We start from the raw sequence: 15417 nt of genomic DNA, 5'->3' as shown, positions 1-15417 counted from the left end.
TGTGGCGGGGGCGCCTAGTTCTCGGGCAGGGTGAAGACCTGCCCCGGGTAGATCAGGTCGGGATTGCGGATCTGGCTGCGGTTGGCGCGGTAGATGATGACATAGCGCTCGCCCGCCCCGTAGCGCTCGCGCGAGATATGCCAGAGCGTATGGCCCGGCTGCACGGTGATCAGCGCGACCCGGGGCGCGCTGCTGCTGGTGGGGGCCGCCTCGAAAGCGCTGCCCGAGACCGGCGCCGATGCCGCCGCCTCGGCGGTCTGGGTGCTGGCGCTTGCCCCGGCGGCCGCGCTCTGACCCGTCGCCGTGCTGGCGCTTGCCCCGCCCGTGTTCCCCGCCGCCGGGACGGTGCCGGGCGCGGTCACCGGAACCCTCGCACCGGCCGCGCCCTCACCCGCGACCGGGGCGCTGGCCGAGCCGCTTTCGGCATTCCCTGTCGCCTCGGCCGTCCCGGAGGTCTCGGCCCGAGCCGCCCCGCCAGCACTCACGGAGGCGCCGCTGTCGCCATTGCCGGTTCCCCCGGCGGTGTCGGAGGCGCTCGCCAATGTTCCTTCGTCCGGGCCTTCGCTGGCGGTTGCCCCGGCCGCATCGGCACCATTGCCGGTGCCCGCGACAGAGGCCGAGCCGCTTGCCAGCGTCCCGTCATTCGCCTCGCCGCTCGCCGACGCCACCGACCCGCCCTCCCCGTTTCGGGTTCCCTCGGCGGTGCCGGAGGCCTCCGCCAGCGGCGTCGCGCTCCCCGAGGCGCCGCTCGCTGGGGCTGTATTGTCGCCGTTGCCGGTCCCCTCGCCGTTGCCCGAGGCACCCGCCAGCGTCCCGCTCACCGCCCCGGCGCCTGCGGGCACCGCTGCCCCGCCCTCCCCGTTGCCTGTCCCCTCGGCGGTGCCGGAGGCGCCCGCCAGCGGCGTCGCGCTCGCCGAGGCGCCGCTCGCTGTGGCTGTATTGTTGCCGTTGCCGGTCCCCTCGACGGTGCCCGAGGCGCCCGCCAGCGTCCCGCTATCCGCCCCGGCGTCTGGGGGTATCGCTGCCCCGCCGTCGCCGTTGCCAGTTCCCCCGGCGGTCCCCGTCGCGCCTGCCAGATCCGTCGCGCTGGTCCCGGTCTCGCTGGCGCCCGCCGCGGGCGCCGCGGTTTCCGGGGCTGCCGCGATCGGCGGGCCGTCGCTGGGCGGCGTCACCGCCTCCGTTGCGGCGCTGGTGGTCGCAGCCTCCGGTCCCGCCGGTTCCGGTGCGGGCGTCGCCGCGTCAATCGCCGAGGGTTCCGGGGTCGCTGCGGCGGCACTTTCAGCCGCGTCGCCCCCGGCGGCCCGGGCCCGCGCCGCGGCGATCACCTCGGGCGCCTCGCGCTGGAAGGGGGTCTCGAAGCGCGATTCCACGCCGCCCTCAGGGGTCAGCTGATCGACGCGCAGCGTGTAGATGCCCGGGGCGATGGCGGGCAGATCCAGCCGCCAATCGCCCCGCTCCGCCTGCGCCACGGCAATCGGCCGGTTGTCGAGATAGATGCGCAAAGTCGCCGTCGGCGCGCTTCCGGCGGCGCGGCCCGAGATCTGCACCTCGCCCGCCTCGGAATAGCTGATCGAATCGATGACCACATTGTCCATGACGCTCGGCCCCTGGTCGAGCACCTCCACCTCGCCGTCACCACGCAACAGGAAGGCGGTCGGCAGGTCGGGCACTTCGGCCGAGGCCAGGTCAGCGGCCCCCGTCTCAGCGCCGGGGGCTTCGGCCGCGACCGGCGCCGCCTCTGGCGCCGCGGACGCGACCGCTCCGGCAGCTTGCGCCCCGGGCATCCCCGCCGGGCCTTCGGACGAGGGTTCTGCCGCCGCCGTCTCGGCGGGCGCGTCGCCCTCGGTCGCCACCGGCTGTTCCGCGACCTCCTGACCCGGCACCTCGGGCGATGCCTCGGCCAATGCCGCGACGGTCTCCGGTGCTTCCGGTGCCTCCAGCGCCGCCACCTGCTCGGGGCGCGGGGTCAGGACGACGGTATCCTCACCCATCGTCACGAGGCCCGCCGCATCGGCCATTTCCAGCGTCATGACCTGCACATCGACGCTCGACCCCAGCGAGAACATCGCCACGAACTGGCCCGAACCATCGGCCGCCGCCTCGGCCACCATCGTTCCGTCAACCCTGAGCGTCACCGCCGAACCGGGCGCCGCCGAGCCCGCAACCAGGGCCTCGCCATCGCGGGCCACGCGGACCACGTCGAAACGCGGCGGCGTGGGTTGTTCCTGTGCGGCCTGCTCCTGGACCGGCGGCGGCTCGACCGGCGCGGCGGCCGGAGGCTGGGGCGTGTTGGCGGCGAGGGGCGGGACGGCGGGTGCCTGATCCGACCCCGGGGGCGCGCCGGATCCGGCGGCGGGCAGCCCCCCGTCCCCCTGCATCCCGGCTGCGAGCCAGACCGCAACGGCCGCCGCCGCGGCCATCGTGCCGCCCCCCAGGATCCAGACCAGGTTTCGCGCCATCTTGCCTAATTCTCCCCGTGGGCCTCTGCCCTTGTTCCCTTGTACCAACGCCCGTATCTATGGGCAAAACAATATTCATCCCCCAAGGTCTTGCGAAAGGACCCTCCATGTCGGCCTTCCCCCCCTCGGTCTGCGTCTTCTGTGGCTCGCGTCCCGGCAGCGATCCGGCCATGGTCGGGCTGGCCCGCGATACCGGGCAGATGCTGGCCCGGCGCGGCTGGCGGCTGGTCTATGGCGCGGGCGACATCGGCTTGATGGGCGAGACGGCACGGGCCACGCAGGCGGCGGGCGGGCGCACCTTCGGCGTGATCCCGACGCATCTGATGCAGGGCGAGGTGGCGCGCGCGGGGCTTGACGCGCTGGTCATCACCGAGACGATGCACGAGCGCAAGAAGGTCATGTTCGCCAATTCCCACGCCATCGTGGTGCTGCCGGGCGGCGCGGGCACGCTGGACGAATTCTTCGAGGTGGTGACCTGGGCGCAGATCGGGCTCCACCGCAAACCCATCGTGCTGGTCGATCAGAACGGCTTCTGGCAGCCGCTGCTGGCCTTGATCGAGCATGTGATCGCCCAGGGCTTCGCGCCGGCCTTCCTGCGCGATCTGGTCACCGTGGTGCCGGATGTGGCGATGCTGGAAGTGGCGCTGGCGGCGCATCTGCCGGGCTGAGGCGGCGGCGGGCAGGAAGCCGGGGGCCAGCCCCCGGACCCCCGGGATATTTGAGGCGCAAAGAAGGGGCCGGCGTTTCGCGAGAGGGCCGGGACCGGCGCCCGTCAGGCCGGGCGCGAGGCTGCCGCGGCCGGGGCACCCGGGGTGGGCGGGCGGGAGCGTGCCCCGGCCGCCCTGCCCCGTCTCAGAGGCCCAGCTTCGCCGTCACCAGATCGTTGACCGCGGCCGGGTTGGCCTTGCCGCCAGTGGCTTTCATCACCTGCCCCACGAACCAGCCGGCCAGCTTCGGATTGGCCTTGGCCTTTTCCACCTGCGCCGGGTTGGCGGCGATGATCTCGTCCACCGCCTTCTCGATGGCACCGGTATCCGTCACCTGCTTCATGCCGCGCGCCTCGACAATTCCAGCCGGATCGCCGCCCTCGGTCCACAGGATCTCGAACAGGTCCTTGGCGATCTTGCCCGAGATGTCGCCCGACTTGATGAGCCGGATCACCCCGCCCAGTTGCGCGGGCGAGACCGGGCTTTCGCCGATCTCCTGGCCTTCCTTCTTCAGGCGGCCGAACAGCTCGTTGATGACCCAGTTCGCGGCCAGCTTGCCGTCTTCGCCCACGGCCACCACCGATTCAAAGAAATCGGCGTTCTCGACATCGGCGGTCAGCACGGAGGCGTCGTAATCCGTCAGGCCGAAATCCCCCATGAAGCGGGCCTTCTTGGCGTCAGGCAGTTCCGGCATCGAGGCGGCGATGCCGTCGACCCAGGCCTGTTCGATCTCCAGGGGCAGCAGGTCGGGATCGGGGAAATAGCGGTAATCCTGCGCCTCTTCCTTCGAACGCATGGAGCGGGTCTCGCCCTTGTCCGGATCGTAGAGCCGGGTCTCCTGATCGACCTTGCCGCCATCCTCCAGAATGGCGATCTGGCGGCGGGCCTCATAGTCGATGGCCTGCTGGATGAAGCGCATCGAGTTCATGTTCTTGATCTCGCAGCGCGTGCCGAGATGGCTGAAATCCTGCGTCGCCTGATATTTCTCGTACTGGCCGGGCTTGCAGACGCTGACATTCACGTCGGCCCGCAGGTTGCCGTTCTGCATGTTGCCGTCGCAGGTGCCGAGATAGCGCAGGATCTGCCGCAGCTTGGCGACATAGGCCGCCGCTTCCTCGGGCCCGCGGATGTCGGGGCGGCTGACGATCTCCATCAGCGGCACGCCGGTCCGGTTGAAGTCGATGAAGGACATGGACGGGTCCATGTCGTGGATCGACTTGCCCGCGTCCTGCTCGACATGGATCCGCTCGATCCGCACCACGCGGGCGACGCCTGGGCCCATCTCGACGATGACCTCGCCCTCGCCGACGATGGGATGGTAAAGCTGGCTGATCTGATAGCCCTGCGGGTTGTCGGGGTAGAAATAGTTCTTCCGGTCGAAGGCCGACCACAGGTTGATCGCCGCCTTGAGGCCAAGGCCCGTGCGCACCGCCTGCTCGATGCAATACTCGTTCACCACCGGCAGCATGCCGGGCATCGCCGCATCGACGAAGGCCACGTTCGAATTCGGCTCGGCCCCGAAGGTTGTGCTGGCGCCCGAGAAGAGCTTGCCCTGGGTCGAGATCTGGGCGTGGATTTCCATGCCAATGACCAGTTCCCAATCGCCCTTGGCACCGGCGATGACCTTGGGTTTGGGGGCGTCAAAGCTGAGATCGAGCATGTCACAATCCTTATCCGGCGGGGCCGCGGTTCTTGGTCGCGGTTCTAGAACGCCCGCAGGATAAGGAAAAGCGCTTTTCCGCCCCGGCGCCTTTCCGCGCATGTCTGCCGAGGCCGCCAGACTCCGTCTTGCGCAAATTCCGGCACGGAGTCAGGAAAACGACATCGTCAACAACCCTGGCTCCCCCGATGCGCTCCGCCCTGTTTCTTCTGCCGCTGCTTGCAGCCTGCGCCGCCACCCCGCACGAGGACAATACCCCCGAGGTCGCTGCGCGCTGGAACTTCCGACCCGAGGCGGCGGAATGGAACACGGCGATGATCGAGGCGCTGCTGACCCATGGCACGGACATGGTCGAGGCGGTGCCCGCCGATGTGGAGACCTTCTGCCCCGATTACGCCGAGGCCTCGCCCAGCCAGCGCGCGGCCTTCTATGTCGCCTTCTTCTCGGGGCTCGCGCGGTTCGAAAGCACCTGGAACCCGCGGGCGGCGGGCGGCGGCGGCGCCTATCAGGGGCTGTTGCAGATCTCGCCCGCGACGGCGCGCCATCATGGCTGCGACCTGGGCGCGGACGGGCTCTACGACGGCGCCGACAATCTGACCTGCGCGGTGCGCATCGCCTCGGCCGCGGTGGCGCGGGACGGGGTGCTGGTGCAGGGCGCGGGCGGCGTGGCCGCCGACTGGCCACCGATGCGCAATGCCGACCACCGCCGCGAGATCGCGGAATTCACCGCCGCCCTGCCGCAATGCGCCAGCTGAGCGGCGCGGGGCTGAGGGCGGCGGCCTAGGGGCCCGTCAGGCCCGGATCACTTGCCGCGCGCGGCGGGCGGGGCCGAGGGCGTGCTGGGCGCCGTGGTCGACATGCCCGCGGCGGCAAAGCCCGGATCGACCACCTGCTCGCGGAACTGGCGCACCACGGCCTGCCACCACTGGATGGAATCGTCGAAATTGGTCGCCGTGACCCCACCCGCCAGGTTCACGTCCCATTCGATCGTGGCGTTGTTGTTGGAGTCGAGATAAGCGGCCGAGAAGCGGCGGTCGCGGTTCCACTGGTTCATGCGGTCCATGGAATGGGCGCCGTTCGATTCCCACCAGGCGCGGAACTGGACCGAGGTGCAGTCCTGATGCGCGTCGTTGCAGTTGAGGAACGAAATCGTGTAGACGATGCCGTCCATCTCGCCGCGCAGCCAGACGCCGTCCTCGTCCTCGCGCCGCTCGATCGTGCCATAGGCGCGGGCAAGTTCGGCGATGCGATCGACATCATTTCCGGTAATCGTCCCGTTCAGCGATTGCTGCGCCAGGACCGGGCCCGTCCCCAGAAGCGCGACCAGCGCAGGGACGGCGAAAAGGCGTACTGAAATCATGGTAATCCCTCCGAGAAAACGTCTCAGGACGCTATCACCGCGGCTTTTCACCTGACAATCAAAAGCCTGTTGATCGGGTGAAATATCCTGTGGTCCGGCTGGCTTCGGCCCGGGCGACCGGCAAGGCCCGGCCGATCCCGGGCGGGCGGCCGCCTCAGCCGCTTGCAATGCGGGGCCGATTGCCGCAAAAGGCGCGGAAGCCGGCCGGAGCGATCCGGCACGCAAAAGCCGGAAACCCCGATGCACGAATACAAGGTCGTCCCCGCCCCTCAGCGCGCGGCAAAATCCAAAGGTCTGAAGACCATTGCCGACCGCTTCGCCCATACGCTGGCCGAACGGATCAACGCCGAGGCGGCGGGCGGCTGGCACTTCGTCCGGACCGAAACCCTGCCCTGCGAGGAACGCTCGCGGTTGGGCTCGGTCCGGGTCTCGCAACAGGTGGTGATGATCTTCGCCCGTGAACTGGGTGCCACGCGGCCCGACGCGGGTGCGGCCCTGGCCGCAGCGCAGGGCCATGCGGCACCGGTCCCGGAGGCGCCCGAACCCGCCGCGCCCGCCGTCAGCGCGGCGCCGGTCGCCACCCCCCTCGCCACGCCGGTGCGCCGGCAGGAGCCGCTCTTCCGCTCGGGCGCCATGCTGCGGGCCGAGGGTTCGGCGCGCGCCGAACCCGTGCTGCGCCCCCGCGGCAGCGGGGCCGAGGACGACGCGCAGGGCTGATCCGCCGCCAGCCGCCGGGTTGCGCGCCGGTGCGCTGCGCAACCCTTTCCTTTCCCCCGCAAAAAACGATAGACTTGCGCCTCCGACTCGCGGCCCCGGATGTCCGGCAGCTCCGGGCCGGTCCGCCATGACCGAAGGCCGAGCAGCAGGCAGACAGCAGAGCCATGACCCGCGACCCGTTCAATTTCGATATCCGCGCCTCGACCGACAAGAAGAAGAAGGCGCGAGGGCGGCGCGGCATGTCCGGCGCCGTCGAGACATCGGCGCGCCAGTGCCAGCATCCCGGCTGCACCGAGGCCGGGCAATACCGTGCCCCGCGCTCGCCCGATGCGCTGGACGATTACCTGTGGTTCTGCAAGGAACACGCGCGCGAATATAACCTGAAGTGGAATTTCTTCTCGGGCCAGACCGAGGCCGAGATGCAGGATTCCATGGAGCGCGACCGCGTCTGGGGCCGGGCGACCAGCGCCTTCGGCAAGGGCGAGAACCGCGACTGGTCGCGCCACGGCATCGACGACCCCTATCAGGTGCTGGGCGAGAACGCGACGCGCCGGCGGCCGGAAACCGGCCATGCCCGCGCCCATCACACCCGCAAGCTGCCCGCCACCGAGCGCCGCGCGCTGGAGATCCTCGACGCGCGCGACACCTGGAGCCGGGCCGAGATCCGCAAGCAATACAAGAGCCTGGTCAAGGATCTGCACCCCGACCTCAACGGCGGCAACCGCGCCGACGAGGAGCGCCTGCAGGAGGTGGTCTGGGCCTGGGACCAGATCAAGGAAAGCCGCAGCTTCCGCGACTGAGAGGGGCCGGGTCATACCGGGCGTCCAGCCCCCCGGAGACGGAAAGGGCGGGGGGCCAGCCCCCCGCGCCCCCCGCCAAAGGGGACCCTCGGGCCCCCTTTGGAAACCCCCGAGGATATTTTCAGAACAAAGATGAAGGCTTAGTGGGCGGCTTTGGCGCCAGTCAGTTTGCCGAGCACCGGGTTGATGACCCAGGTGGCGACCGGGATCAGCGCCAGGCCATAGGCGAGCCCGGCGATGCCGTCAAAGAACGCCGTGACCGCCCAGGCGACGAAGCCCTGAGCCTGACCCACGAGATGCGCGGCCTCCTCGGCCCGGTGGTGGATCCAGTCATAGGGCACTGACCAGCCCAGTTCCGCCAGCCCGTGCAGCAGGATCGAGCCGCCGACCCAGATCATCGCCGCGGTGCCGACGATCATCAGCACCTTCATGAACCACGGCATGAAGCGCACGATGCCGCGCCCCAGCGCCCGGGTGCCCGACCAGCGGCCGACCCGCGCCAGCCACAGGCCCACGTCATCGGCCTTCACGATCAGCGCCACGCCGCCATAGACCGCGACGGTGATGCCGATCCCGGCGATGGCCAGCGCCGCGGCCTCGACCCAGATGCCCTGATCGGCGTCGAGGTTCGACAGGATGATGGTCATGATCTCGGCCGAGAGGATGAAATCGGTCTTGATCGCGCCCGCCACCTTCTGCTGTTCCAGATGCGTGGGATCGCCGTTCAGCACCTGCCCGTCGGCATGGGGCGTATGCGGGCGGAACAGGTGCCAGATCTTCTCGGCCCCCTCGAAACACAGATAGGAGCCGCCCAGCATCAGCAGCGGCGTGATCGCCCAGGGCGCGAAGGCCGAGAGGATCAGCGCCGCGGGGAGGAGGATCAGCAGCTTGTTGCGGATCGAGCCGAGGGCGATCTTGCCGACGATGGGCAATTCGCGGGCGGGGGCAAAGCCGTGCAGGTATTTCGGCGTGACCGCGGCATCGTCGATCACCGCGCCCGCGGCCTTGGCCCCGGCCTTGGCCGCCTGTCCGGCGATATCGTCGATCTGCGCCGCCGCCACCTTGGCGATCCCTGCGACGTCGTCGAGAAGCGCCAGAAGTCCGCTCATGAAAAACCTGCTGGAATGCCTTGAAAACCTTGGACCATAGGTAAAGGTGGCGGGGCCTGTGTCAAGCGAAAGGCGCCCTCAGAGCACCAGCGCGGCCAGAAGCGGCAAGAGCGGCAGGCACAGCAGCGTCTGCCAGGTCAGGATCGCGGCATAGAGTTCCGCGTCGCCGCCCATCTGCCGCGCGACGATATAGCCATTGGCCGCGGCCGGGACCAGGAACACCAGCGCGCCGGCCAGCATCGCAGCGGGCGCCAGCCCGAAGCCCCAGCCAATCGCCAGGAACAGCGAGGGCGCCAGCACCGGCCTGAGGAAGAGCCCGGCCCACATCGGCGCCGAGGCGCTGAAGAGCCTGCGCGGCATGAGCCCGGCGCCGACACAGAGGAGCCCGACGCTCAGCGCCGCGCGCCCGGCCAGATCCAGCGTCACCGCCAGGAAATCGGGCAGGCCCCACCCGGTGAGGTTCAGCACGAGGCCGATGACCGAGGCCTGCACCAGCGGGTTGGTCAGCACCACCCTGACCATGCCCGCAGCACCCCGCGGCGCGCCCTCGGGCGGGCGGCCCCACAGGCCCAGCACGGCGATATTGGCCAGGTTGATGACGACGATGGTCACCGCCATGGCCACCGCCAGCCAGGTCAGCGCCTCGGGCCCGGCGAATTGCTGGGCGGCGGTCAGGGCGATGAAGGCGTTCCAGCGCGTGCCGATCTGGAAGAGCGTGGTGAAGCTGGGGTCGGGCAGCCCGGGCCAGAGCGCCTTCAGCGCGAAGGCGGCGAGCGCCATCAGCGCCAGCACCAGCAGCAGCGCGGGCACGAAGGGACCGGCGGCGACCTCGGCCAGATTGGCCTCGGTGATGGCGCCGACCAGCATCGCCGGGATCAGCAGCCGGAAGGCCAGCGTGTCGATGCCCGCCCATTGCGCCTGCGGAATGGTGCCGGAGACGCGCAGCACATAGCCCGCGAGGACCAGAAGCAGCATCGGCAGGGTGGCAAGGATCAGGGACATCGGAAGGGCTTTCGGCCAGGCGGTTCGCCGCGGACCCTAGGGGGGGTCCCTGCCCTTGGCAATCCGGCCCGCTGCTGGAACCTTCAGGCTTTTTCAGCCCCCCAGCCCCGCCACCGCCGCGAGGGTCGCGACCAGGAGGCGCGTCGCCTGTTCCAGCCGGTCGAGGTCAACCGCCTCGGGCACGTCCGAGGTGGAATGGTATTCCGGCGCCTCGGCCCCGCCGTCGTAGAAGCCGATGCAGGGATAGCCCTGCGCCTCGAACGGCATGTAATCGCTGTCCCAGATATCGGTATGCTCGGTCCGCAGCGTGGTGAAAGCGGCGGCCAGACGCGCGGCCATCAGGCCATAGCGGCGGGCCGGGGCGTCATTGGCGGCGACCGCGTTGCCCTGGTCGTACTCGAGATAGAGGGGCGCGTCGGGCCGGGCGGGATGGTGGCCCAGCATGTCGAGGTTGATCATCAGCTCGATCGGCCAGCCCTGCCGCCGAGCGATCTGGGCGCAGGCGGTCGAGCCCTGGAGATCCTGCTCCTCGCCAGAAAAGGCCACGAAGACCAGCCCCTTGCGCAGCGGCACCCGGCTCAGGACCCGGCAGGCCTCGATCATCGCGGCGACGCCGGTGGCGTTGTCATTGGCGCCGGGCGCATAGGTCGCGGGCATTTCCGACATGCTGTCGACATGGGCGCCGACCAGCACCACGCCGCGCGGATCCATCGGGTCGCCGCTGACGATGTTGTGCCGCGCGCCGGCCTCGCGGTGGGCATAGCCCTGGGTGAAGATCCGCGCGCCGCCGCCCGAGCGGTTGAAGGCCTCATGCACCCAGGCCTCGACCGCGGGAAAATCCGGGCCGGGAGTCCAGCGGGTCGGAAAGGCGGCCAGCCCGGTGACGGTGTCGAACAGCCGCTGACGCTCGATCCGGGCCAGCAGCTCGGGGATCGGGGGCGGCTTGGGATCGGTCTGGGCCGCGGCCGGAAGCGCGAGGGCGGCGGCGGCACAGGTCAGCAGATGGCGGCGGGTCAGGGACGGGCGCATCGGGAACCTCCTGAGGGGCCGGATCACGCTAGAACCGCGCCGCACACCGCGCAATGCACGTCCTTGACAGCGGCCGCGGGCGGGCGCAGAGCCGCGGCCATCATGATCCCCGGATGCCTGTCATGATTACCCTGTCGCAGACGCTGCTGATTGCCGCCGTGGCCTTTCTGGCCTCGGTCCTGGGGGGTGTCACCGGCTATGGCACCGGGCTCCTGCTGCCGCCGGTGCTGATCCCGCTGATCGGCGCCGAGGCGGTGGTGCCGGTGATCGGCCTGTCGGCGCTGCTGACCAATGCCGGGCGGGTCGCCGCCTGGTGGCCCCGGCTCGACCGGCCGCTGGCGCTGCGGGTGGTGCTGGCCGCCGCGCCCGGCGTGGGGGTCGGCGCCGCGCTCTATTCCCTGCTGTCGGGCCCCAAGGTCATGGTGCTGATCGGCGCCACGCTGGTGGCGCTGGTGCCGCTCCGGCGCTGGCTGATGCGGCGGCATGGCGCCCTGGGTCCGGGCGGCGTGACGCTGGCGGCGGCGGGCTACGGGCTGCTGAACGGCGGAACCTCGGGCTCGGGCGTGCTGCTGCTGTCGATCCTGCTGGCCGCGGGGCTGGGCGGGCCGGGCGTGATCGCCACAGATGCCGCGGTGTCGTTCCTGCTGGGGCTGGCGAAAAGCGCGGTTTTCACCGGCACCGGGGCGCTGACATGGCCGCTGGCCGGGGTGGCGATGGTGATTGGCCTTGCCGCCCTGCCCGGCGCATTCCTGGCCAAGCGGCTGGCGTCGCGGCTGGGTCCGGCCTCGCATGTGGCATTTCTGGACGCGGTGGTGGTGCTGGGCGGCGCGCTGCTGATCGTGCAGGGGCTGCGCGCCTGAGGAACCGGCCCGCCCCCTTGCGCAGGCCGCCGGAATGATCCACAAACCCTGAAACGGGGCGGTTTTGGCCCCGCCAAGCACCAAAGGCGACCGTCCATGCTCGATACTGCTGTCAAACCGACCGAAGAAATCTCTGTCCGGGAGGTGTTCGGCGTCGAGACCGACATGAAGGTCAAGGCCTTCGCCGAGGCGACGGACCGGGTGCCGGAACTGGACCCGACCTACAAATTCGACCCCGATACGACGCTGGCGATCCTGGCGGGCTTTGCCTACAACCGCCGCGTCATGATCCAGGGCTATCACGGCACCGGCAAATCGACCCATATCGAACAGGTCGCGGCGCGGCTGAACTGGCCGACGGTGCGCGTCAACCTCGACAGCCACATCTCCCGGATCGACCTGATCGGCAAGGATGCGATCAAGCTGCGCGACGGCAAGCAGGTGACCGAGTTCCACGAGGGCATCCTGCCCTGGGCGCTGCGCAACCCCTGCGCCATCGTCTTCGACGAATACGACGCGGGCCGCGCCGACGTGATGTTCGTGATCCAGCGCGTGCTGGAGCATGACGGCAAGCTCACGCTGCTCGATCAGAACGAGATCATCACCCCCCACCCGGCCTTCCGTCTGTTTGCGACGGCGAACACCGTGGGTCTGGGGGATACCACCGGCCTTTACCATGGCACGCAGCAGATCAACCAGGCCCAGATGGACCGCTGGTCGCTGGTCGCGACGCTGAACTACCTGTCGCATGACGCCGAAAGCGCCATCGTGCTGGCCAAGAACCCCCATTACAACACCCAGAAGGGGCGGCAGGAAATCAGCCAGATGGTGACGGTCGCGGATCTGACCCGCACCGCCTTCATGAAGGGGCAGCTGTCGACGGTGATGTCGCCCCGGACGGTCATCAACTGGGCCGAGAATGCGCGGATCTTCCGCAACATCGGCTATGCCTTCCGGCTGACCTTCCTGAACAAATGCGACGAGCTGGAACGGCAGACGGTGGCCGAGTTCTATCAGCGCTGCTTTGGCGAGGAACTGCCCGAAAGCGCCGCCTCGGCGGCGATGGCCTGAGGCACACGTTTTCTTAACCGGACGGGGGCGAGACTGGCGGCATGACCGCCTATCGCCGCCTGCGCCTGAACGGCGCCACCTATCAATTCACGCTCTGTCTGGAGGAGCCCGCGCGCGGGCTGCTGATCGCCGAGGTCGCGCTCTTGCGGCAGGCCTGGGCGCGGACGCTGGCGGAATTGCCGGTGCGGCGACAGGCTGTGGTGGTGCTGCCCGACCGGCTGCACGCGATCTGGACCGAACCCGAGGATGCGGCGCTGTTCCCCGAGCGCTGGCGGCGGATCAAGGCCCGGTTTTCCCGCGCGGTGAGCGGTGATTTCGCCCCGCGCGACAGCCTGCGGCGCAAGCGCGAACGGGGCATCTGGCAGCGGCGCTACTGGGAACATTGCCTGCGCGATGCCGCGGCGCTCGACCGCGCGCTGGAGGATTGCCGCAGGGCGCCGGTGCTGGCCGGTCTGGTGACCCGGCCCGAGGATTGGCCCTATGGCAGTTTCGCCGCGCCGCGCGGTAGGATGGGCAATATTGCCCATCCTACGGAGCCCGCCTCATGCCCCGCCCCCTGCACATCGGCCTGATCGGCGGCATCGGCCCCGCCGCCACCATCGTCTATTACCAGCGCCTTTGCGCCGCCGTTGCCCGGGCTGGCCAGCCCCTGTCCCTGACCATCGTCCAGGCCGACATCCAGACCCTCATCCGCACCAACACCAGCGATCTGCGCCAGGAACAGGCCGAAGCCTATGCACCACTCCTGCACCGGCTCAAGGCCGCGGGCTGCGATTGCGCGGCGATCACCTCGCTTGGCGGGCATTTCTGCTTTGAGGAAACCGTCGCGCTCAGCCCCCTGCCCCTCGTCTCGGCTGTCGCCCCGCTCGATGATTACTTCGCGGCCGAGGGGCTGCAATCCGTAGGCCTCCTCGGCACAAGGGTGGTGATGCGCACCGGGCTCTACGGCCAGCTCCGAAAGACCCGGGCGCTGGCGCTCGACGACCGCATCGACGAGATCGGCCAGCTCTATCAGGATCTTGCCGTCGCAGGCGCCTGCTCGGCCGAGGCCCGCGCCACCTTTCTGGAGGCCGGGCAGCAGCTCATCGACCGGGGGGCCGAGGCGGTGGTGCTGGCCGGGACCGACCTCAACCTCGCCTTCGACGGCCAGACGCCCGGCTACCGGGTGATCGACGCGCTCGACGTGCATGTCGCGCGGCTCGCGGATCTGGCGACCGGCCGCGCCGCGCTCTGAACTGAAACGGCCCCCGCGAAGGGGGCCGCATCACGCGTCACCAACCGAAAAGGCGTCAGCCGCGCGCGGCCATCGTGGCGCGGGTCCACCAGTCCAGATCGTCCAGCATCGCCTTGGCCGAGGGGCCGACCGAACCTTCGATCGCCGACATCGGCTGCGGGTTGCCGCCCAGCGGGTGGACCGAGAAGAAATCGCCGCCGCCGATATGCACGCCAGCGCGGACCGCGGCCATCTGCAGTTCGATGCCGATGGTGCGCAGGTGTTCCGCCGCGCGGGTGCCGCCGACCGAGCCATAGCTGACGATGCCGAAAGCCTTGTGGTTCCAGTCGACATAGCTCTGGTCCAGCGCGTTTTTCAGCGACGCCGGGATCGAGCGGTTGTATTCGGCGGTGACGAAGATGTAGCCGTCGAACGAGGCCACTTTCTTCTGCCAGGCGACCGCGCGCTGATCCGACGAGGGCATCCAGGCGTTGGAGGCCATCTCGTTGAAGAGCGGCAGGTCGAAATCCTTGAGGTCGACCAGCTCGACGTCCCAGTCGCCGCGCTCCTGCGCCTTGTCGAAGATCCATTGCGCCGGGACATGGCCGAAGCGGCTGTCGCGGGTCGTGCCGATGATGACGGCGATACGGGGTTTCTGGGTCATGGGGGGTCTCCATTGTTGTCTGCTGGGTGCAACATGGCCCTTGTGTCCGCCCGCGTCACGGGCACATCGCCGCACAGGCTTTGTGCGCAAAGCTGTGATTTGCCAGCGGGCTGGCGGGATGCTTCTGTCGGCCGATGATCCAGCGCACCGCCCTGCTGCTCGCCCTCGCCCTGCCGCTTCCCGCGCAGGCCGATCCCCTGACCCCGGCCGACGGCGCCCGCCAGCCGATCGCCGCGATCTCGGGCGACTGGAACCGGGACGAGGCGCTCGATGCCGCGCTGCTCTATCCCGGCCCGGACGGTCTGGCCGATCTGGTAGTGATGCTCAACGATCAGGTGACGGGCCTGCAACCGGTGCTCACCCTGCCGGGCGTGGTCTTTGCCGGGCCGATGGCCGGTCAGGCCCCGGCTTTTGAGCCCCGCAGCGACACGTCCTTCGCCATCCGCTCGGAGCAGACCGGCGTCGGCCGCACCCCCTGGCACCAATGGCTGACGCTGGCCTGGCGCGACGGCGGTTTCGTCGTGGCGGGCTATGATTACAGCTTCTACGACCGGCTGGACCTGTCGCATTACGGCGAATGCTCGGTCAACCTGCTGACCGGGGCCTATACCCTGACCCTCGGCCCCGGCGAGGAGGCGGCCGAGGTCCGGCGCCAGGGAAGGACCGAGGAACGCGGCTTTCCCCTGGCCGATCTGCGCGAGGGCTGGCAGGCGCGGGTCTGCGACGACCTCTTCCGCTGAGCCGCCCCCCCTTGCCCCTCGCCTGC

At 69.7% G+C, this 15417-nt stretch carries 16 protein-coding genes; 9 read left to right on the top strand and 7 right to left on the bottom strand.

Annotated features, from left to right (window positions below; all coding sequences use genetic code 11):
• Window positions 1-14: 14 nt before the first annotated feature.
• Window positions 15-2459, bottom strand: a complete 2445-nt coding sequence (locus DDE23_RS06240; RefSeq protein WP_107750463.1) for a LysM peptidoglycan-binding domain-containing protein — start codon at window positions 2457-2459, stop codon at window positions 15-17.
• A gap of 107 nt (window positions 2460-2566) precedes the next feature.
• Between DDE23_RS06240 and DDE23_RS06235 the strand changes: the two genes are divergently transcribed.
• A complete protein-coding gene (locus DDE23_RS06235; RefSeq protein WP_107750464.1) occupies window positions 2567-3127 on the top strand; it encodes an LOG family protein in 561 nt (186 codons plus the stop codon).
• Window positions 3128-3311: 184 nt separating this feature from the next.
• Here DDE23_RS06235 and gatB read toward each other — a convergent pair whose 3' ends face one another.
• Window positions 3312-4826 (bottom strand): Asp-tRNA(Asn)/Glu-tRNA(Gln) amidotransferase subunit GatB, encoded by a 1515-nt coding sequence (gene gatB / locus DDE23_RS06230; RefSeq protein ID WP_107750465.1) that lies wholly within the window; start codon window positions 4824-4826, stop codon window positions 3312-3314.
• 188 nt (window positions 4827-5014) lie between these two features.
• Between gatB and DDE23_RS06225 the strand changes: the two genes are divergently transcribed.
• Window positions 5015-5581: a transglycosylase SLT domain-containing protein gene (locus tag DDE23_RS06225; protein WP_107750466.1), complete on the top strand. Its 567-nt coding sequence runs from the start codon at window positions 5015-5017 to the stop codon at window positions 5579-5581.
• 47 nt (window positions 5582-5628) lie between these two features.
• On the opposite strand, the gene DDE23_RS25015 is transcribed toward DDE23_RS06225, so the two are convergent.
• Window positions 5629-6186, bottom strand: a complete 558-nt coding sequence (locus DDE23_RS25015) for a YbjN domain-containing protein (protein WP_157957980.1) — start codon at window positions 6184-6186, stop codon at window positions 5629-5631.
• Between the two features lie 240 nt (window positions 6187-6426).
• Here DDE23_RS25015 and DDE23_RS25010 point away from each other — a divergent pair, with 240 nt between their 5' ends.
• Window positions 6427-6903, top strand: a complete 477-nt coding sequence (locus tag DDE23_RS25010) for a hypothetical protein (protein WP_157957979.1) — start codon at window positions 6427-6429, stop codon at window positions 6901-6903.
• 164 nt (window positions 6904-7067) lie between these two features.
• Window positions 7068-7703: a DnaJ domain-containing protein gene (locus DDE23_RS06215; protein WP_107750468.1), complete on the top strand. Its 636-nt coding sequence runs from the start codon at window positions 7068-7070 to the stop codon at window positions 7701-7703.
• Window positions 7704-7843: 140 nt separating this feature from the next.
• Here the strand turns inward: DDE23_RS06215 and DDE23_RS06210 are convergent, their stop codons facing one another.
• From DDE23_RS06210 to DDE23_RS06200, 3 genes are all read right to left on the bottom strand, one after another.
• Window positions 7844-8812: a DUF808 domain-containing protein gene (locus DDE23_RS06210; RefSeq protein WP_107750469.1), complete on the bottom strand. Its 969-nt coding sequence runs from the start codon at window positions 8810-8812 to the stop codon at window positions 7844-7846.
• Window positions 8813-8890: 78 nt separating this feature from the next.
• Complete coding sequence (locus DDE23_RS06205) at window positions 8891-9814, bottom strand: AEC family transporter (protein WP_107750470.1); 924 nt, start codon at window positions 9812-9814, stop codon at window positions 8891-8893.
• A gap of 93 nt (window positions 9815-9907) precedes the next feature.
• Complete coding sequence (locus DDE23_RS06200; protein WP_107750471.1) at window positions 9908-10843, bottom strand: M28 family metallopeptidase; 936 nt, start codon at window positions 10841-10843, stop codon at window positions 9908-9910.
• 122 nt (window positions 10844-10965) lie between these two features.
• On the opposite strand from DDE23_RS06200, the gene DDE23_RS06195 reads away from it, so the two are divergent.
• From DDE23_RS06195 to DDE23_RS06180, 4 genes are all read left to right on the top strand, one after another.
• Window positions 10966-11703, top strand: coding sequence for a sulfite exporter TauE/SafE family protein (locus DDE23_RS06195; RefSeq protein WP_202863223.1), 738 nt, complete (start codon window positions 10966-10968; stop codon window positions 11701-11703).
• Between the two features lie 96 nt (window positions 11704-11799).
• Window positions 11800-12774, top strand: a complete 975-nt coding sequence (gene cobS / locus DDE23_RS06190) for a cobaltochelatase subunit CobS (protein ID WP_107750473.1) — start codon at window positions 11800-11802, stop codon at window positions 12772-12774.
• A gap of 41 nt (window positions 12775-12815) precedes the next feature.
• Window positions 12816-13346, top strand: coding sequence for an REP-associated tyrosine transposase (locus tag DDE23_RS06185; RefSeq protein ID WP_107750474.1), 531 nt, complete (start codon window positions 12816-12818; stop codon window positions 13344-13346).
• Window positions 13319-14008 (top strand): aspartate/glutamate racemase family protein, encoded by a 690-nt coding sequence (locus DDE23_RS06180; RefSeq protein ID WP_238149913.1) that lies wholly within the window; start codon window positions 13319-13321, stop codon window positions 14006-14008. Before DDE23_RS06185 ends, DDE23_RS06180 begins: the two co-directional genes overlap by 28 nt.
• A 55-nt stretch (window positions 14009-14063) precedes the next feature.
• On the opposite strand, the gene DDE23_RS06175 is transcribed toward DDE23_RS06180, so the two are convergent.
• Complete coding sequence (locus DDE23_RS06175; protein WP_107750475.1) at window positions 14064-14651, bottom strand: NADPH-dependent FMN reductase; 588 nt, start codon at window positions 14649-14651, stop codon at window positions 14064-14066.
• Between the two features lie 134 nt (window positions 14652-14785).
• Between DDE23_RS06175 and DDE23_RS06170 the strand changes: the two genes are divergently transcribed.
• Entirely contained in the window at window positions 14786-15391 is a 606-nt protein-coding gene (locus DDE23_RS06170) for a hypothetical protein (protein WP_107750476.1), read from the top strand.
• The last annotated feature ends 26 nt before the right edge of the window (window positions 15392-15417 follow it).

The organism is Pararhodobacter aggregans (assembly GCF_003075525.1).
GTDB lineage: Bacteria > Pseudomonadota > Alphaproteobacteria > Rhodobacterales > Rhodobacteraceae > Pararhodobacter > Pararhodobacter aggregans.
This window is presented reverse-complemented; position numbering and strand designations above follow the sequence as displayed.